Source organism: Pseudonocardia sp. ICBG601 (assembly GCF_020496245.1).
Genome location: NZ_JAHLJA010000002.1, coordinates 885248 through 903217 on the forward strand (window position 1 = coordinate 885248; position 17970 = coordinate 903217).

Below are 17970 nucleotides of genomic sequence, written 5' to 3' on the forward strand. Positions count from 1 at the left end.
GTGACCCCCGGTCCTCGGCGTGGCCGCGCCGTTGCGGTCACGCCGGTCAGACTGCCCGACGGGGACGAATCCGTCACCGTCCACGGCTCACGCCCTGCTCGGGGCCACCATCGACCGGGTCCGGTCCGCGGGGTGGTCGTGCGGGCGCAGCCCGACGGGGCGCCGGGAGCGCGCCGCGGCCGCGGCGAGCGCCGTCGCGGCCGCGACGAGGGTCACCGGCACGGCGACCACCCCGACCGGGAGGACCCGGTGCAGCGAGCCCGTCGCGGCGACGGCGAGCACGAAGACCGCGATGCGGGCACCGGCGCCGGGGTTCCAGCTGCGCCCGGCCGGGTCGACCATGCCCGACACCCAGTTCGTGACGACCCCGGTGAAGTAGTTGGTGGGGGTGCCGGCCGGGCCGATCCGGCGCAGCGCCGCCCCCTGCAGTCCCATCGCCAGGGTCGCCGTCCCGATCATCGGCTCCACGGGGAAGGCGTGTCCCGGCCCGCCGAGCAGCCACGCGAGGCCGAACGCGGACAGGACCGCGAGCTCCAGGCCGAGCGTGACACCGACGGCGCCCCGGGCCGGCAGCCTCCGCTCGGCCAGACCGGCCGTCACGGTGCCGGCGACCAGGCCCAGCACGTAGCCGCCCAGCGCCCAGGCCGCGGGGGCGAGCACCGACACCGACCCCAGCCCCCGGCCGAGCGCGACGAAGCTGCCGGTCATGGCGCTGACGACCACGTCGTGGAACGCCGTGAACGAGGCCCCGTCCAGGGCGCCCGCCGCCGCGGCCAGCAGCAGCGGTACCGCCGCGAAGATCCGGGTCGTCCGCTTGTCATGATCTGTGGTGAGCACGGCGGCAGCATTCGGCCGTTCGGCCTAAGGGGACGCTAAGTGGGGGGAATGATCAGCTCGCCGCCCGGCTGAGTCCCCGCCCACCCGGCCTGCGCGGTGTGCCGAGGACTCGGATGGTTCGATCACCCCATGCTGCGTGCCGAGCGGACGAGCGTATGGCGCCGCGACTACGAGTTCACACTGGACGGCGCGCCGGTCAGCACCTTCAGCTCGCACTGGTGGCGCTCCGGCGGGCAGATCCAGGTCGAGGGCCGCGAGTACCAGATCGGATCGACCGTGTGGGGCAGGACCTACACGATGACCGACTCCGCGGGGACCGTCGTCGCCACGGCGGAGCGGGCTGGTCGCAAGCACTGGACCGTCACCGCCGACGGCCGGTCCTACCGCTTCCGCCGGGCCTCGGTGTGGAGCTCCGAGCAGCACCTCGTCGAGGGCGACCGGACCGCCGGGACGATCCGGAAGTCGAGCTGGTGGCGCGGCGGGGCCGAAGCGACCTTGCCGGGTCTGAGCCTGCCGGCGCAGCTGTTCGTCGTCGCGGTCGTGCTCTCGGTGTGGGAGCAGCAGAACGCGGCCGCCGCGTCGAGTGGGGGAGGCTGAACCGGAGGGCGAGTGTCCGGACGGATCTGTCCCCGGCCGGCGATGCCGCTTCCGGCACGATGCCCGCTCCGGGTCAGGACGCCACGACGCTCGCCGCCCGGAACGTCTCGCCCGGCATGGCGCGGCGCAGCTTCCAGGTGATCGCGATCGGCTTGCTGCCCTGGTGGGAGACGTACCGGCAGGCGCCGAGGCACAGGAACGGCGCGCCCGGGCCGGTGTCGTCGCCGGGGGAGTCCCGGACGAACAGCACCACGTGGCTGCCCTGCTCGGCGTGGGTCAGGTAGCGCCGGCCCATCCCCGTCTCCGGGGAGGCCGCGTTCTGCGACTCCCAGTGGAACAGGTCGGGCTGCAGCGCGAAGTCCCGGTACATCGTGGTGGGGGAGAAGTCCCGCTCGGTCTTGTGCAGGTTGACCAGCAGCGCGTCGACCCGTGGGACGTCGGCCCAGACGACGCCGGTCGCGTGCCCGGATGCCTTGCGTTCGAAGGATGCCCAGTCCAGCGCGGCCAGGATCTCCTCGCGCCGGTAGTGCGCGTGGCTCTGCAGCGGCACGTTCTGCAGTCCCTCGCCCAGCGAACGCGGCAGGTGCCGGGCCTGGTCGAGCGTGTACGCGGTCAGCTCGCGGATCTCGGCGCAGACCGCGGGGTGGCGGCGCAGGTGGTCGACCCCGGCCTGGTAGCTGTCGAACCCGCCGCGGTCGGGCCAGAGCTGGAAGAACAGCATCCGGGCCAGCCGCTGCTCGCGCTCGGTCAGCTCGGCGTAGCCCGGACCGGCCGGGTCGGCGACGCGGGCGTAGACGGCGGCCCGCTCGGGGTCGTCGACGTGGGTCAGCATCGCGAGCCGCCGGAGCAGCGCGGTCTCGTCCGGTCCGGTGGCCGGGCCGGTCAGGCCCGCGTCGCGGCGGAGCGCCGTCCAGGAACCCTTGCTGCGGTAGACGTCGGCCAGCTCGCCGCCGGACTCGTGCAGGTAGCGGGCCAGGGCCGACTCGCCGTGCGAGCGGACATCGGCGATGAGGTCCTTGCGGGACAGGCGGAGCCGGCTGCGCACGTTGTCCAGCACGATGTCGCGGGCGACCGGGTCCAGCACCATCGCCGAGCCGGACGGCAGGAACGGGAAACCCTCTTCGACGTCGCGGACGACCCCGGCCCGGCTGCTGCCGGTCAGAGCCCGGAAGCGCAGGTCGAAGCGGAACTCGCGGCGGTGCTGGCCGATGAAGTCCAGGACGGTGAGCACCGCCTTGTCCGGAGCGCGCCGCAGCCCGCGGCCGAGCTGCTGGAGGAACACCGTCGCGCTCTGGGTGGGGCGCAGCAGCAGGACGGTGTCGACCTGCGGCACGTCGAGCCCCTCGTTGAACACGTCGACGGCGAACAGGCAGTTCACCCGACGGTCCCGCAGCCGCCGCAGGGCGCCGTCACGGTCGTCGCGGGCCGTCTGCCCGGTGACCGCCTCACTGGGAATGCCGGCCGCGGTGAACACCCGCGCCATGTACTCGGCATGCGCGACCGAGACGCAGAACCCGAGCGCCCGCATCGCGGTCACGTCGGTGACCTTGGCGCGGGTCTCGCGGATGACCTTGGCGGCGCGGGCGTCGTTGCCGGTGTAGAGGCCGTCGAGGGAGGTGATGTCGTAGCTGCCGCGCTTCCACTCGATCCCGGTGAGGTCGACGTCGTCGGCGACCCCGAAGTAGTGGAAGGGCACCAGCAGGTCCGCCGACAACGCATCCCACAGGCGCAGCTCGGCGGCGGTACGTCCCTCGAAGAACAGGTCACGGACGTCGACGCCGTCGGAGCGTTCGGGGGTCGCGGTCAGACCGAGGAACTCGGCGGGCCGCAGGTGGTCGAGCAACGCGCGGTAGGTGGGCGAGGCCGCGTGGTGGAACTCGTCGATCACGACGACGTCGAAGTGGTCGGGCGGGATGTTCTCCACCCCGTAGGACGCCAGCGACTGCACCGAGGCGAACACGTGGTTCCAGCGCTGCGGGCGGTCCCCACCGACGTAGGTCTCGCCGAAGGCGCCGTCGGCGAGCACGTTGCGGTAGGTGCGCCGGGACTGGTCGAGGATCTCCTTGCGGTGCGCGATGAACAGCAGCCGCGGGTGCGCGTGGCGCAGCCGCGCGTAGTCCAGCGCCGCGACGACGGTCTTGCCGGTCCCGGTCGCGGCGATGACGAGGTTCCGGTGCCGGTCGTGCACCTCGCGCTCGGTCGCGAGGGCTTCGAGGATCTGCTCCTGGTGCGGGAACGGGCGGACCTCCAGCCCGGACAACGGGGTGGTGTCGTCCTCACGACGGCCCAGGGCGTCGGCGAGACGCTGGGAGTCGGCGGGCAGGTCCGGGTCGTAGGAGACGAAGTCGGGCGCAGCCCAGTAGGAGTCGAACGTCGAGGTGAACTTGCGGATCAGCTCCGGCGTGGCCACCGAGGACAGCCGGACGTTCCACTCCAGACCGTCGACGAGCGCGGACCGCGACAGGTTCGAGCTCCCGACGAACGCGGTGTCGAAGCCGGAGTCCCGGCGGAACAGCCACGCCTTCGCGTGCAGCCGGGTGGTCGCGCTCGCGTAGCTGATCCTCATCTCGGCACCGTGCCGCCGGACGAGCTCGTCGACCGCCCGCTGCTCGGTGGCGCCCATGTAGGTGGTGGTGATGACCCGGAACGGGACGCCGCGCTCGTGCAGCACGTCGAGCTCGTTCTCCAGCAGCCGGATGCCGTGCCAGCGGATGAACGCGCACAGCAGGTCGACACGGTCGGCGCTGGACAGCTCGGACTGCAGCGCGGTATGCAGCTTCGGCTCGCCGGCGGCGTTGGTGAACAGCGCCGCGTCCGACAGCGGGGTCAGGGGGCGCCGGACCTCGTGCACTCCGGGGGCGATCTCCCGGGTGAGCGCGATGAGCTGCTGCGGGTCGGCGGAGAGCTGTTCCTCGCGCTCGACCTGGGCGAGCAGCCGGTTGACCAGCGCGACCCGCTGCTCCGGGTCCCGGTCGGCCAGCGCCTGTTCGACGACCCGGGCCACGTGCCGCGACAGCACCCGCGGCTGGGTCGCCTCCTCGACCTCGTCCCAGCGCGGGGTCAGGTCGCCGACGGCGGCGAGGGCGGTGTCGAGCCGGGCGGTGCGCAGACGTTCGTGCGCCCCGGCGCGCAGGGGTTCGCTCACGCCGTCAGCTTGCCGGGTGCCCCCGACGGACAGGCGGCCGTCGCGCATCGTCGCCGGCCCGCCGGCGTGTCACCCGGCCGTGATGATCACCCCCGCGCCCGCTTCATGATCACCACGGCCTCGAGCGCCTGCCCGTTGCCCGACGAGGGCACGAGGGTCCCGACCGCCTCCCATCCCTGCGAGCCGAGCTCGTTGAGCTCCCGCTCCATCCCGGGGTAGTCGAAGCCCTTCCAGCCGAGCTTGTACTTCAGCACCTTGTGTTCGAACATCGGTCGTCCTCTCCGTTCAGGGGTGGTCAGGTCAGGGGGTGGTCTGCAGCAGCGCCGCGAGGCGGACCAGGACGTCCACCTGGGCCGGGTTGTAGAGCTCCCGCATCGCCGCACTCGTCGTCTCCGCGAGGACCTGTGCTCCGCGCGGGGCGTCGTCGTCGGGGCCGACCAGGCCCGGATGGGCCTCCCGCATCCGGCGCACGTGCGGCGCCATCCGCTCGGCGAGGCCGGCGCGGACCTCCTCACCGGAGTCGGCGGGCAGGCGGTCGAACTCGCCGTCGGTCGGGTCGGCCGGCAGGTCGCGCAGCAGCTCGCCGTAGGCGGTCAGCTTGCGTGGCCCCATGAACCGGCTCATGAGCAGCATCACCGACCGGTCGGACTCGGTCAGCGCGGCCGCCTGCGCCGGCGCCATGGCCACCGGCAGGTCCGCCGGGGCACGTCGGTCGATGATCGTGGCGAGCTCGAGGCGGGCCCGCTGCAGCCGTTCGATCGTGGCGGCGAGCTCGGCGTCGAGCGTGCGCAGCGCCTGCTCGGGATGGTCGCCCTCGTCGAGGGTGTCCGCGATCTGCGGCAGCGAGAAGCCGAGGTCGGCCAGCCGCTTGATCCGCAGCAGCCGCACGAGGTGCTCGACCCCGTACTGCTTGTAGCCGTTCGCCCGTCGTGCGGGCTCGGCCAGCAACCCCACCTCGTGGTAGTGCCGCACCGCCCGCAGGCTGGTGCCGGCCAGCTCGGCTACCTCCCGGGTGCTCCACGTCATGGGGTGAGCCCACACCGTGCCGTCGCGGCACGGTCAAGCCGGCAGTGACCTGAACCACACGACGGGCCCTCGGGCTTGAGTGTGCCGTGGCGGCACGGCCTTCCCTCGTTGCAGCACATCACGACGAGGGAGGACGGCATGACCATGACCGAGCCGCAGCACGACAGGACCCGCGACCGCGCCACCCCGAGCCTGCTCGACCAGATGGGCGGGACCGCGGGGTTCGTCTACTCGACAATCCCGGTGATCGTGTTCGTGACGGCGAACGCCTTTCTGTCCCTGCCGCTGACCATCGGCATCGCCGTCGCGACCGGTCTGGCCCTGTTCGGCTACCGGCTGCTGCAGCGGGAGAAGTTCAGCTCCGCGGTCGGCAGCCTGCTCGGCGTCGCGCTGGCGGCCGGGATCGTCGCCTGGACCGGGTCGGCGCGCGACTTCTTCGTCATCGGCATCTGGGCCTCGCTGGCCGGGTTCGTCGTCACGGCCGGGTCGCTGCTGGCCCGCCGGCCGATCACCGGTGTGATCTGGAACGCCGTCCACGGGGGCACGCACCCCTGGCGCTCGACGCCCGCGGTCCTGCGCGCCCACGACCTGGCCACCGGTGCCGCGGCGCTGGTGCTCGGCGCGCGGTTCGGGATCCAGCAGTGGCTCTACGTCGCCGAGGCCACCGGCGGGCTGGGCATCGCCCGGGTCGCCATGGGCACCCCGCTGACCGTGCTGGCCGCGCTGGTGGTCGTCTGGGCGTTCCGGCGCAGCACCAAGGCCCTGGTCCGGTGAGCACGCTGCGACGCAGCCCGGCGCTGTGGCTCGCCGCCTACGGGCTGACCCTGCTCGGCGGCGGGATCATGGCGGCGGTCCTGCCGCTGCTGGTCCTGCAGCGCACCGGGGACGTGCTGGCCGCGGGCGTGCTGGCGACGGTCACCACCACGGCGTCCGCGCTGACCGGGCTGGTCTCGGGGCTGGTCGTGGACCGGGTCGACCGCAGGCTGGTCACCGTCGTCGCCGGGGTCCTGGGGGCCGCGGTGGTCGCGGCGCTGCCGGTCGTCGACGCGCTGTGGGGGCTCGGCATGACCGCCTTCCTGGTGCTCGGCGTGCTCGGCGCGGTCGTGCGGGTGCCCGCGATGACCGCGCAGGAGGTCCTGCTGCCGGCACTGGTCCGGCTCGACCCGCGGCCGGGCCGGCTGGACCGGCTGATCGCGCTGCGGGAGAACCTGGCCAACGTGCTGCTGCTGGCCGGACCGGCGATCGGCGGCCTGCTGGTCGCCCTGGCCGGGCCGGCGTCGACGGTGCTGGTGGTGACGGCGTTGACGAGCCTGCTCGCGGCGCTGACCGCGGCGCTGCTGGACCCGCGGGCCGGGCGGGTCGAGGTGGTCCTGCGCACCGCTCCGGGGGGTGCGGTGCGCAGGGCCGTGCGGGATCTCGCGGCGTCGTGGGTGTTCCTCGCCGGGCAGCGGCTGGTGCTCGGAGCGACGCTGGTGTCGGCGGTGCTGGTCGCGGTCATCGCGGCCCTGCAGACGACGCTGATGCCCGCCTACTTCACGGCGCTGGACCTGCCCGCGCTCGCCGGGCTGACGCTGAGCGCGCTCGCCGCGGGCGGGCTGGCCGGCTCCGTGCTGTACGCGGCGCTGGTGAACCGGGTGCGGCGCCGGACCTGGTTCGTGCTCGGGATGCTCGGCTTCGGCGCCGGGTTCGCGCTGGTCGGGAGCCTGGCCTCGCCGTGGGTGGTGCTCGGCGCCGCCGCGCTCGTGGGGTTCACCAACGCCCCGGTCGGCGCGGTGCTCGGGGTCCTCACCATCGAGGCCACCCCGGACGCCCTGCGCGGCCGCGTCCTCGGAGCGCAGAACACCCTGCTGCTCGCCGCGCCCGCGCTGACCGCGGCGCCGGTCGCGGCGCTGGCCTCCGCGGTCGGCCTCGGCGCCGCCGGGATCGCGCTCGCCGCGGTCGCGGTCGGCACCGCGCTCGTCGCGCTGGTGGCGCCCGCGTTCCGTGACCTCGGCGAACCGGGTGCGGCCGACGCCGCCGCACCGGCCCCGGCGACGGCGGGTGCCCGGTGAGCCCGCGGCTGCGGCCGCTGCGCCGCCACGAGATCCTGACCCGCTCGGTGTATGCGGCCCCTCTCCCCGAGCCCGGCGGGCCCGGCGCGATGTGGACCGTCGAGGTCGACCAGGCACGGGACTGGGACGCACGCCTGTACCGCGACGGCGAGCAGGTCGCGCGGGCGGAGATGCCGGCGTCGCTGCCGGTACCGGGGGTCGCCGCGGCCGAGCACGCCCTCACCCGGCGCCGGCACCGCGTCGTCGACGCCGAGACGATCTGGACCGCGCTGTGACCGGCACCCCGACCCCGGAGACCACCATGGCCCCGCCCGACCGGATCCCCGCCCGCGACCTGCTGCGCATGCCCGACCGCACCGCCGCCACGATCTCCCCGGACGGCACCCGCATCGCCTTCCTCGCCCCCTGGAAGGGGCGCCTGAACGTGTGGGTGACCGACGTGGACGGCGGCGACGAGCGCTGCGTCACCGCCGACGAGACGCGCACCGTGCTGCGCTACCTCTGGACCGACGACCCCCGCTACCTGCTCTACCTGCAGGACACCGGCGGCGACGAGAACTGGCACGTGTTCCGCGTCGACCTGACCGCGCCGGACGCGCCCGCGGTGGACCTCACCCCGTTCGAGGGCGCGACGATGTTCGGGATCGAGCAGCGGCCGGACCGGCCCGGGACGCTCCTGCTGCAGAGCAACGCCCGCAACCCCGTCGAGTTCGACCTGTGCGAGCTCGACGTCGCCACCGGTGTGATGACGGTGCTCGCGCAGAGCCCCGGCGGGGGAGCGGGCTGGACCCTCGTCGGCGACGAGCTGCTGCGCGAGACCCTCACCGAGGACGGCGTCGCGCAGGTGTGGCGCGGCGACGACCTCGTCGCCACCTTCGACGGCGACGCCCACCCGCTCGGCGTGTACCCCTACGAGCCCACCCCGGACGGCACCGGCATCTGGGTCGGCACCCACGGCGACGGCGACCGGCTGCACCTCGGCCGCCTCGACACCACCACCGGCGAGGTCACCGAGGTCGACCGGCACCCCGAACACGACATCGACGTCCGCGCGCAGATCTTCCCCAGCCTGCCGTCGCCGCTGATCCGCCACCGCGGCACCGGGGAGCTGCTCGGCGTCCGCTACCTCGGGGCGCGCCAGGAGATCCGCGCGGTCGACCCGGGCTTCGCCGAGGTCCTCGCCGCCCTGCGCGGCCTGTGCGACGGCGACCTGTCCGGGGTCTCCGGCGACGTCGACGGGCGCCGCTGGGTCGCGACGTTCGCCCACGACCGCGACCCGCAGACCTGGTTCCACGACCACGCCACGGGGGAGTCGCGGCTGCTGTTCCGCCCGCGCGCCGACCTCGACCCGGCCGCGATGGCGCCGATGGAGGCGGTCACGATCACCGCCCGCGACGGCCGGGACATGCTCGCCTACCTGACGCTGCCGGTCGGCGTCGCACCCGAGGGCCTGCCCCTGGTGCTCATGCCGCACGGCGGGCCGTGGTCGCGGGACTGGTGGGGCTTCGACGCGAGCGTGCAGCTGTGGGCCAACCGCGGCTACGCCGTGCTCCAGCCGCAGTTCCGCGGCTCCTACGGGTTCGGCCGCGCCCACATGGAGGCCGCGGTCGGGGAGTTCGCCGGCGCCATGCACGACGACCTGCTCGACGCCGTCGACTGGGCCGTCGCGCGCGGGTACGCCGACCCGGACCGGATCGCGATGTTCGGCGGGTCTTACGGCGGCTACGCCACCCTGGTCGGGGTCGCGTTCACCCCGGACCGCTTCGCCGCGGCGGTGGAGTACGTCGGCATCTCGAACCTGGCGGACTTCCTGCGCACCGTCCCGGAGTTCACCCGACCCGGCCTGGTCAACAACTGGTTCCGCTACGTCGGCGACCCCGCCGACCCCGCTCAGGAGGCGGACATGCTGGCCCGCTCGCCGATCACCCGGGTCGACGACATCCGCACCCCGCTGATGGTGGTGCAGGGTGCCAACGACGTCCGCGTGGTGCGCGCCGAGTCCGACAACCTCGTCGCCGCGCTGCGCGGGCGCGGGGTGGACTTCGAGTACCTGGTGTTCGACGACGAGGGCCACGCCATCGTCAACCAGGAGAACCTGGTGACGATGTTCGAGACGGCCGACCGGTTCCTGGCCACCCACCTGCGCGGGAGCTGATCCACCGGCGCAGGAGTGGGGTGCCGGATCCCGGGTAGACGGCCGCCGTGACCCCGATGCTGCTGACCCCGCCCGGGGTCTACCGGCCGCAGTCGGACTCGGAGATGCTGGCGCGTGCCGTCGCCGTCTCCGGTCGGGCCCGTGGCGCCGTGCTCGACCTCGGGACCGGCACCGGCACCGTGGCCCTCGCCGCGGCCCGGTGCGGCGCCGGTGCCGTCACCGCGGTCGACCTGTCGCACCGTGCCGTGGCCGCGGCCCGGCTCAACGGGCGGCTGCACCGCGCACCGCTCACCGTGCACCGCGGCGACCTGTTCGGCCCCGTCCGCGGCCGCCGGTTCGCGCTGGTCACGGCCAACCCGCCGTACGTGCCGTCGCGCACCGACCGGCCGGCCCGGTACCGCCGGGCCCGCAGCTGGGACGGCGGCCGCGACGGCCGGGTGGTGATCGACCGGATCTGCGACGGCGTCGCCGACCACCTGGAGCCGGGCGGCGCCCTGCTGATGGTGCACAGCGCCGTGTCCGGGGTGGAGGCCTCGCTGGAACGGCTCGCCGCGGCCGGGCTCACCGCCCGCGTCGCCGACCGGACCCGGATCCCGCTCGGCCCGGTCATGCGCGCCCGCGCCGCCCTGCACGAGGCCCGCGGCCTGGTGCAGCCCGGCGCCGTCGACGAGCAGCTCGTCGTGATCGAGGCGCTCCGTGCCGTCTGAGCCGACCCGCGTGACACTGACCGACGACAGTCCGGTGCTCGTCCGCGGCCCCGTCGAGGTCGAGCTGCCCGACGGCACCCGGGTCCGCTCGCAGCGGCCGGTGACCGCCCTGTGCACCTGCCGGCGCACCCGTCGTCCGCCGTTCTGCGACACCAGCCACCGCACCCGGGTCCGGGAGGAGCGCGACGCATGACCGTCCTGCCGCACACCACACCCGGTACCGGGATCGCGCCCCTGCCCGAGGCCCGCGGCCCGCTGTCGGCGGCGGTGCTCGCACTGCTGCGCGGCGACCCGGCCGGGCTGCCCGGCCCGGACGACGCCGACCCCTGGGGCGAGGACCTGCACCTGGCCCTGCACTGCTGCTACGAGCTGCACTACCGCGGCTTCGCCGGGATCGGCGACGAGCACGAGTGGGACGTGCGGCTGCTCGGGCTGCGCGTCGGGTTGGAGGAACGGTTCCTGGCCGCACTGCGCGCCGCGGTACCCGCCTCCGACGACGTCGCCGGCGCCGTCGACGCGCTGCTCGTCGAACCGGTCGGGCCCGGTGCCGAGACCGGCGTGACCCACCACCTGCTGCGCCGCGGCGAGCTGTGGCAGCTGCGCGAGTACGTCGTGCACCGCTCGATCTACCACCTCAAGGAGGCCGACCCGCAGGCCTGGGTGATCCCGCGGCTGCCCCCGGCCGCCAAGGCGGGCCTGGTCACCGTCGAGCACGACGAGTACGGCGCGGGCGACGCCGCCCTCATGCACGCCGTGCTGTTCGCCGACATGATGCGCGACCTCGGCCTGTCCGACGCCTACGGCGCGCACGTCGACGTCGTCGGCGCCGAGACCCTCGCCGAGGTCAACTTCATGTCGCTGTGCGGCCTGCGGCGCGGCCTGCGCGGCGCACTGGTCGGGCAGTTCGCGCTGGTGGAGCTGACGTCGTCGCCGGGGTCGGAACGGCTGGTCCGGGCGATGCGCCGGCTCGGCTGCGGCCCGGCCGCGGTCCGGTTCTACGACGAGCACGTGGAGGCCGACGCCGTCCACGAGCAGGTCGTGCGCCGCGACGTCCTGGCGCCGCTGCTGCAGATCGAGCCCGCGCTCGCCGCCGAGGTCGTGTTCGGCATCCGGGCCGCCGGGCTGCTCGGCGACCGGCTCGCCGACCGGGTGCTGGCCCGCTGGTCGGCGGGGGAGTCCAGCCTGCGCCCGCTCGGGGACGGGCCCTCCCGGTGACCGCCGCACCGGTCGAGCTGGAACAGGGGTCCTTCTGGGACGACGTCGCCGTGCTGCGCGCCCACCTCGCCGAGCCGCTGCCGCGGATCCCTCCCTGGTTCGGCTACGACGCGCTCGGCTCGGCGCTGTTCGAGCAGATCACCGACCTCCCGACCTACTACCTGACCCGCTGCGAGCGAGCGCTCCTGGAGCGGTACGGCACCGACATCGCGGCCCGGTTGGGCTGCCCACGCGTCGCCGAGCTGGGGTCCGGGAGCGCGAAGAAGACGCGGCTGCTGCTCGAACACTGCTCGGCGACCCGGCCGACGACCTACCTGCCGATCGACGTGAGCCGCGAGATGCTCGTGCTCAGCGCCGAACGCATGGCGGACCTGCCGGGGCTGACCGTCACCGGGCTGTGGGGGCGTTACGAGGCCGGCCTCGACCGGCTGCGCGACGACGGCGGAGCACCGGTGGCGGTGCTGTTCCTCGGCGCCAACATCGGCAACACCACGGCCGACGAGCGCTCCGCACTGCTCGCCCGGATCGGCGCCACGCTGCGCCCCGGCGACGCGCTGCTGCTGTCCGCGGACCTCGTCAAACCCGCCGCGGTGTTCGAGACCTGCTACAACGACCCGCCCGGGTACGACGCCTTCGCCCGGTTCCGGCTCAACCACCTCGACCACCTCGCCCACCGCTTCGGCGGGGTCGTCGACCTCGACGGTCTGCACGCCATCGCGCACTACGACGCAGGCGCCGGGGTCGTCGACGGGCGGCTGTGGGCCCGCCGCGACCAGACCGTGCTGCTGCCCGGGCTGGACCGGGTGCTCCACCTGCGTCGCGGCGACAGCGTCAACGTCGGGTTCTCGGCGAAGTTCGAGCACGACCGCCTGCTCGCCGACGTCGCCGCGCACGGTCTGCGGGCCGAGGCCGAGTGGGTCGACGACGGGCACCGCTACGGGCTGTTCCTGTTCCGGAGGGACTGGAGGAGCAGTACGACCTTGCCGGTCACGTGACCGTCCTCGACCAGCGCCAGCGCCGCACCGGCGTCGTCGAACGGGCGGGTCTCGCGCACCAGCGGGTCCAGCTCCCCGTCGGCGACGAGCCGGGCGAGCGCGTCGAGCACCGCGGTGCTGCGGTCGCGGGTGACGTCGCGCCCGCCCAGCTGTGCGACCAGCGGCTTGTCCGCGATCGAGTACAGCGTCGCGGGCGGGACGAGCCCGGCCACCGCGCGCAGCGCGTCGCCGCCGACCAGGTCCAGGGCGCCGTCGACACCGCCGGGCGCGGCCGCGCGGATCCGGTCGGCGACGCCGTCGCCGTAGGCCACCGGGACGGCGCCGAACCCGGCGAGCAGGGCGTGCTTGCCGGGGCTCGCCGTGCCGACGACGGCCAGCCCGCGGCGGCGGGCCAGCTGCACCAGCGGCAGGCCGACCCCGCCGCCCGCCCCGTTGACCAGCAGCGTCGCCCCGGCGGGCAGGTCGAGGTTCGTGAGGGTGTCCCAGGCGGTGCCCGCGGCGACCGGCAGCGCCGCCGCCTGCTCGGGGGAGACTCCCGGCGGGCGGTGCGCGGCGAACCCGGCGGTGACCCGCGCCCGCGGCGCCCAGCCGCCCTGCATGTCCGGGCAGCCGCCGAACACCTCGTCGCCGGGGGCGAACCCGGTGACGCCGTCGCCGACCTCCAGCACGGTCCCGGCGACCTCGCGGCCGAGCACCGCGGGCCCGGCGACGCCGTAGTCGCCGTCGCGCATCCGCCAGTCGCCCGGGTTGACCCCGGCCGCCCGGACCCGCACGAGCAGCTCACCCGGCCCGGGCCGGGGTTCCTCGACCTCGACGAACGCCTGCTGCTCCGGGCCACCCGCCGCCACGAACCCGTACCCGCGCACCCGCCACCTCCGTGATCCGTCCTGGCGGCCCACGCTACGTCCGGCGGGCCCGGGATGCGCGAAGATCACGATCCGGTATATCGTTAGCATATGCAACGGACTGTGCCGACCGCGTCCGACCGCCTCCTCCGGGCCCGTGACCGGTTCGTCGCCTCCGACCCCGGCCTCGTCCGGCTCGTCTCGGCGGTCCGCGCCGTGCTGGCGATCGCCACCACGCTGGGCGTGGAGTACCTCGTCGCGACGACGACGGGCACCCCGCCGCTGGTGCCGATGATGCTCGGGGCGGTGGTGGCGATGCTGGCCTCGTTCGGGATCTTCGACGCCACCCGCGCCGGGCAGGCGGTCACGCTGTGCTTCCTGGCCCTGTCGATGCTCGCCGGGATGGGCGTGGCACTGCTCGTCGACCGGAACCGGATCGCGTCGCTGACCGCGTTCGTCGTGGTGGTGTTCGTCGCGGTCTGGGTGCGGCGCTTCGGGCTGCGGTTCTTCGTCTGCGGCATGGGCGGGTTCATGGGCTACTTCTTCGCCCTGTTCCTGAACCTGCGCCCGGAGATGCTGCCCGGGGTGGCGTTCGTCGTCGCGGTCGCGATCGTCTGGGTGATGCTGCTGACGCTGGTGCTGCTCCCGATCCGCAACGACCGGGTGCTCCGCCGGATGCTGCGCTCGTTCGAGGCGCGGCTCGCCGGTCTCGCCGGGACCGTGCTGGCCCTCGACGGGCACGCCCCCGGCACCGCCGAGCGGGAGCGCGCCGAGGCCCGGCTGGCGAGCCTGCTGGTCCGGGTGAACGAGGCCGCGCTGGTCATCGACGGGCAGCTGGGGACCCCGGCCGCCGTCGCCGACGACGACGCCGCCCGGATCGTCCGCCGGGCGGTGTTCGACGCCGAGCTGGCCGTGACCGCACTGACCCGGGTCGGCCCCGGCGCCCTGGACTGCGACGACGCCCGCACGGTCCTCACCGCGCTGCACGGCGGCCGCTGGGACGCGGTGCGCGAGCGGGCCGGACGGGTCGCCGACCGGGTGGCGGCCCCGGGGCCGCGCCGGCTCGCCGTCGACGCGACGGTGCTCGCCGACGCCCGCGCCGACTGGACCGCCGCCCTCTCCACGGTGCGGGCGGGCACCACCGGCACGGTGCCGGAGGACACCGCCGCCCCGACCGTCGGGGAGGCGGCCGCGTTCGCCCCCGCCGTCCAGCTGTTCGGGGGAAACCTGCCCGGCTCGGCGGGCACGGTGACCCGGCTGCACCGCCCGCCGGACCCCGGCCGTCCCGCCTCGCGGCTGTCGCTGACCACCCGCCAGGCCGTGCAGGTCGCGGTGGCCACCGCGGTCGCGATCGCGGTGGGCGACGCGCTGTCCGAGCAGCGCTACTACTGGGCGGTGCTGGCCGCGTTCATCGCCTTCACCGGCACCGCGACCGTCGCCGAGACGGTGCGCAAGGCCGCGCACCGCATCGTCGGCACCATGATCGGCCTGGTCGGTGCGATCGCGCTGGTGCCGGTGCTGGGACCCGACGTCGCCGTGGTGCTGCCGGTGATCCTGCTCAGCATCTTCGGCGCGCTCTACCTGTTCCGGCTCTCCTACGCGTTGATGATCTTCTTCATCACGCTGATGCTCGGCGAGCTCTACGCGTTGCTCGGCACCTTCACGGTGGACCTGATGGTGCTGCGCCTGGAGGAGACCGTGGTCGGCGGTCTCATCGGCTGCGCGGTGTCGGTGCTCGTGCTGCCCACCCGCACCCGGTCCGCCGCCGAGGAGGCCCGCCGCGGGCTGCTCGACGCGCTGGCCGAGCTGCTGGGGACGGTCGACCGTGCGCTGCGCCGTCCCGGCCCGTGCGAGGACCTGCGTGCCGGGGCGCGCGCACTCGACGCCGCGCTGCACCAGACACTGCTGCTGGGACGGCCGCTGACCCGGACCTGGCTGGGCTCCACCCACCGCGACGTCGCGCACGGGCTGACCGCCTGCACCGCCGTCGCCGAGCACGCGCGGCGCCTGGCCCGCTCCGCCGAGGGGGTGTCCGGGACCCCGGCGCTGACCGCGGGCTGTGCGCGCCTCGCGCAGCTCACCGCGGACGCCGTCGCCGGGCGGCCGGTGCCCGCGGGCAGCTGCGCGGCCGTGCTCGACCTGCTGATCGGCCCGGCCGGCGGGACCGGGCGCGGCGCCGCGCTCGCCCGCGAGGCCGGGCTGCTGGCCGCCGAGCTCCCGGCGCTGCTGGAGACCGGCGACGACGGGCCCGTCCCGGCCACGGTCGGGCGGGTCCGCGGACCCGACGGCGCACCCGCCGCGGCGACGGTCACCGTCGTCGACGGGGCGGGCCGCCAGCTGGACCGCGTCACCACCGGCGACGACGGCGGGTTCGCCGTCCGCGTGCCGTCCGGGACGCACCTGCTCGTCGCCGCACCGGCCGTCGCCGGGCCCGCGCCCTTCGGCGAGCACGTGCACCTCGGGCCGGGGACGGTGCTGCCGGACGTGGTGCTGGCCGCGCCCCTCGCCCGTCCGGTGCCGGTGCCCGTGCCGGCCGGGGTCGGCGCCCCGCTGCGCGGACCGGCGCGGGCGGTCGGGCGGGCGTGCGTCCGGCACGCCTGAGCGCGGGCGGGCTCAGGGCGGTGGGGCCAGCTCCGCGTCCAGCCCGTCGTTCACGGTCGCGAGCGTGTCCACGTGGTGGGCCAGCCACACCATGAACTGGGTGTCCGAGGAGCGGATGTCCATCCCGATCGCCCGCGAGACCCGGTCGAGCTTGTAGAGGGTCGTGTTGCGGTGCAGGCCCAGCCGTCGCGCGGCCGCGTTGAGGTTGCCCGACTCGGCGATGTAGGCGAGCACCACGCTCTCCAGGCTGCGGTTGTGCCCGTCCGCGCGGCGCAGCGGGGCGAGCACCTCGCGGGCGAACCGCCGTCCGTTCTCGGAGTCGGCGACCTCGCGCAGGGCGACGAAGATCCGCAGGTCCTCGTAGCCGATCACCGGGGCGGCGTCGACCCGCCGGGCCAGCGAGAGCGCGGTCCGGGCCTCGCGGTAGCTCTGCGCGGTGCCGCTCGCGCCGGGACCGGGGGCGCCGAACGCCACGCGTGCAGTGCCGGACAGCTTCGCCTGCACCGCCGACGCGACCGCACCGGCCAGCGCGCGCGGCTCGTTCCCGTCGGCCCCGGTGCCGACCGGCGCGACCACGACGAGGTTGCCGCCGAGCTGCGCGGCCAGCACGGGGGCACTGCCGCGGTGCTCGATGCGCTCGGCCGCCCGGGCCGCGGCCTGGAACCGGCGCACGGTCCGGGCGTCGTCGGACACCGGGGGGTCGGGTTCGACGACGAGGGTCACGTACCGCTCGTCGGGCACGAAGCCGTGGTGACGGGCGCGGGCGAGCAGCTGCTGGCCGTCGGCGAAGCGTCCGTGGACCAGGTCCACGACGAAGTCGCCCCGGGTCCGTTCCTCCGCCTCGGTCATCGACCGGATCCGCAGCATCTCGGCGCCGATCAGGACGGCCCCCTCCTGGACCACGACGCGGCGCTGGGCGCGGTCGTGGGCCGTGGCGTCGACCGGTTCCAGGACGGCGACCAGACCACAGGGCTCACCACCGATCGCGACCGGCGAGACCAGCGGCACCACCGCGCCCGCCGGGGTGCCGACGGGTTCGAGCGAGACCGCGTGCTGGTGCCCCCCTGCGGCGACGCCCACCGTGTCGGAGTAGCGGTGGAGCGCCTGCACGACCTGCTCCGGGGCCCGTGCGACCCGCCCGACGGCGGACTCGTGGGCGAGGACCGTGCCGTCGAGGTCGACGACGAGCGCGGGGACGCCCGCCATCCGGGACATGCCGTGGGCCAGCGCGGGGATCCCGGTGCCGCGGGCCAGGATCTCGCCGAGCGAGCGGTGCACCCGGTCGCTGTACTCCAGGACGTGCGTCGACTGGGCCAGCACCTTGGTCGCCACGAGCCGGCTCACCGACCGGAAGTCCGCGCCGGAGGGCAGCAGCGCGAGCGGCAGCCGTGCCTCGTCGGCGGCGGCCCTGGCCTCGGGCAGCAGGCGGGCGAGCACCGCGGGCGCGGCGGCGTCGACGGGGTCGAGGCGCACCAGCAGCGCGACCGCGCCCGCGGCCACCACCTCCCGCACCAGGCCCGCCCCGTCGGGTCCCCGCAGCCGTGACACCGGGGCGTGCACGACCAGGCCCGCCTCGGTGGGGTCGGCGCCCTCCGCCAGCTCGGACAGCGGCACGCACCACCGCGCGACCGCGGACGTCCCGTCCCGGCCCGCCACCAGCGTGTTGCGCAGCTGTGGCTCCGCCAGCAGGTCGGTGACGGTGACGGTCTCGGCCTCCTCGCCCCGGGCGGCCGGGACGTCGTGCTCCTCGACGGGTCCTGCGCTCTGTGCCATCTGCCTATATCCGATCCGTGGGC

16 protein-coding genes are annotated in these 17970 nt (G+C 75.1%); 10 read left to right on the forward strand and 6 right to left on the reverse strand.

The features are described from left to right. Positions 1 to 87: 87 nt before the first annotated feature. Positions 88 to 837 (reverse strand): DUF1275 family protein, encoded by a 750-nt coding sequence (locus KPL57_RS04185; protein WP_226350539.1) that lies wholly within the window; start codon positions 835 to 837, stop codon positions 88 to 90. Positions 838 to 966: 129 nt separating this feature from the next. On the opposite strand from KPL57_RS04185, the gene KPL57_RS04190 reads away from it, so the two are divergent. Then, positions 967 to 1434 carry a hypothetical protein gene (locus KPL57_RS04190; protein WP_226350540.1) on the forward strand — a complete coding sequence of 156 codons (468 nt, stop codon included), beginning with the start codon at positions 967 to 969 and terminating at the stop codon, positions 1432 to 1434. 73 nt (positions 1435 to 1507) lie between these two features. Here KPL57_RS04190 and KPL57_RS04195 read toward each other — a convergent pair whose 3' ends face one another. The 3 genes from KPL57_RS04195 to KPL57_RS04205 all read right to left on the reverse strand — a co-directional run bounded on the left by KPL57_RS04195 (position 1508) and on the right by KPL57_RS04205 (position 5605). Next, entirely contained in the window at positions 1508 to 4579 is a 3072-nt protein-coding gene (locus KPL57_RS04195) for a DUF3427 domain-containing protein (protein ID WP_226350541.1), read from the reverse strand. An 86-nt stretch (positions 4580 to 4665) separates the two neighbouring features. Next, positions 4666 to 4848, reverse strand: coding sequence for a DUF4177 domain-containing protein (locus KPL57_RS04200; RefSeq protein WP_226350542.1), 183 nt, complete (start codon positions 4846 to 4848; stop codon positions 4666 to 4668). 31 nt (positions 4849 to 4879) lie between these two features. Further along, entirely contained in the window at positions 4880 to 5605 is a 726-nt protein-coding gene (locus KPL57_RS04205; protein ID WP_226350543.1) for a MerR family transcriptional regulator, read from the reverse strand. Positions 5606 to 5743: 138 nt separating this feature from the next. On the opposite strand from KPL57_RS04205, the gene KPL57_RS04210 reads away from it, so the two are divergent. The 8 genes from KPL57_RS04210 to KPL57_RS04245 are packed head-to-tail and all read left to right on the forward strand — an operon-like array spanning position 5744 to position 12728. After that, the gene (locus KPL57_RS04210; RefSeq protein ID WP_100878273.1) at positions 5744 to 6379 is read left to right on the forward strand and encodes a DUF3159 domain-containing protein; all 636 of its coding nucleotides are present in this window, start codon (positions 5744 to 5746) and stop codon (positions 6377 to 6379) included. Next, positions 6376 to 7656 (forward strand): MFS transporter, encoded by a 1281-nt coding sequence (locus KPL57_RS04215; protein ID WP_226350544.1) that lies wholly within the window; start codon positions 6376 to 6378, stop codon positions 7654 to 7656. The genes KPL57_RS04210 and KPL57_RS04215 overlap by 4 nt, the downstream gene beginning before the upstream one ends. Beyond that, positions 7653 to 7931: a hypothetical protein gene (locus tag KPL57_RS04220; protein ID WP_226350545.1), complete on the forward strand. Its 279-nt coding sequence runs from the start codon at positions 7653 to 7655 to the stop codon at positions 7929 to 7931. The genes KPL57_RS04215 and KPL57_RS04220 overlap by 4 nt, the downstream gene beginning before the upstream one ends. Continuing rightward, positions 7928 to 9811, forward strand: a complete 1884-nt coding sequence (locus tag KPL57_RS04225) for a S9 family peptidase (RefSeq protein ID WP_226350546.1) — start codon at positions 7928 to 7930, stop codon at positions 9809 to 9811. The genes KPL57_RS04220 and KPL57_RS04225 overlap by 4 nt, the downstream gene beginning before the upstream one ends. A 56-nt stretch (positions 9812 to 9867) precedes the next feature. Beyond that, a complete protein-coding gene (locus KPL57_RS04230) occupies positions 9868 to 10518 on the forward strand; it encodes a HemK2/MTQ2 family protein methyltransferase (protein ID WP_226350654.1) in 651 nt (216 codons plus the stop codon). A 10-nt stretch (positions 10519 to 10528) separates the two neighbouring features. Then, positions 10529 to 10711: a CDGSH iron-sulfur domain-containing protein gene (locus tag KPL57_RS04235; protein ID WP_226350547.1), complete on the forward strand. Its 183-nt coding sequence runs from the start codon at positions 10529 to 10531 to the stop codon at positions 10709 to 10711. Beyond that, positions 10708 to 11733 (forward strand): iron-containing redox enzyme family protein, encoded by a 1026-nt coding sequence (locus KPL57_RS04240; RefSeq protein WP_226350548.1) that lies wholly within the window; start codon positions 10708 to 10710, stop codon positions 11731 to 11733. The genes KPL57_RS04235 and KPL57_RS04240 overlap by 4 nt, the downstream gene beginning before the upstream one ends. Beyond that, positions 11730 to 12728: an L-histidine N(alpha)-methyltransferase gene (locus tag KPL57_RS04245; RefSeq protein WP_226350549.1), complete on the forward strand. Its 999-nt coding sequence runs from the start codon at positions 11730 to 11732 to the stop codon at positions 12726 to 12728. The genes KPL57_RS04240 and KPL57_RS04245 overlap by 4 nt, the downstream gene beginning before the upstream one ends. On the opposite strand, the gene KPL57_RS04250 is transcribed toward KPL57_RS04245, so the two are convergent. Further along, positions 12668 to 13594 (reverse strand): NADP-dependent oxidoreductase, encoded by a 927-nt coding sequence (locus KPL57_RS04250; protein WP_226350550.1) that lies wholly within the window; start codon positions 13592 to 13594, stop codon positions 12668 to 12670. The genes KPL57_RS04245 and KPL57_RS04250 overlap by 61 nt on opposite strands. Before the next feature lie 90 nt (positions 13595 to 13684). Between KPL57_RS04250 and KPL57_RS04255 the strand changes: the two genes are divergently transcribed. Then, positions 13685 to 16174, forward strand: coding sequence for an FUSC family protein (locus tag KPL57_RS04255; protein WP_226350551.1), 2490 nt, complete (start codon positions 13685 to 13687; stop codon positions 16172 to 16174). Positions 16175 to 16186: 12 nt separating this feature from the next. On the opposite strand, the gene KPL57_RS04260 is transcribed toward KPL57_RS04255, so the two are convergent. After that, complete coding sequence (locus tag KPL57_RS04260; protein WP_226350552.1) at positions 16187 to 17947, reverse strand: CdaR family transcriptional regulator; 1761 nt, start codon at positions 17945 to 17947, stop codon at positions 16187 to 16189. Positions 17948 to 17970: the final 23 nt, after the last annotated feature.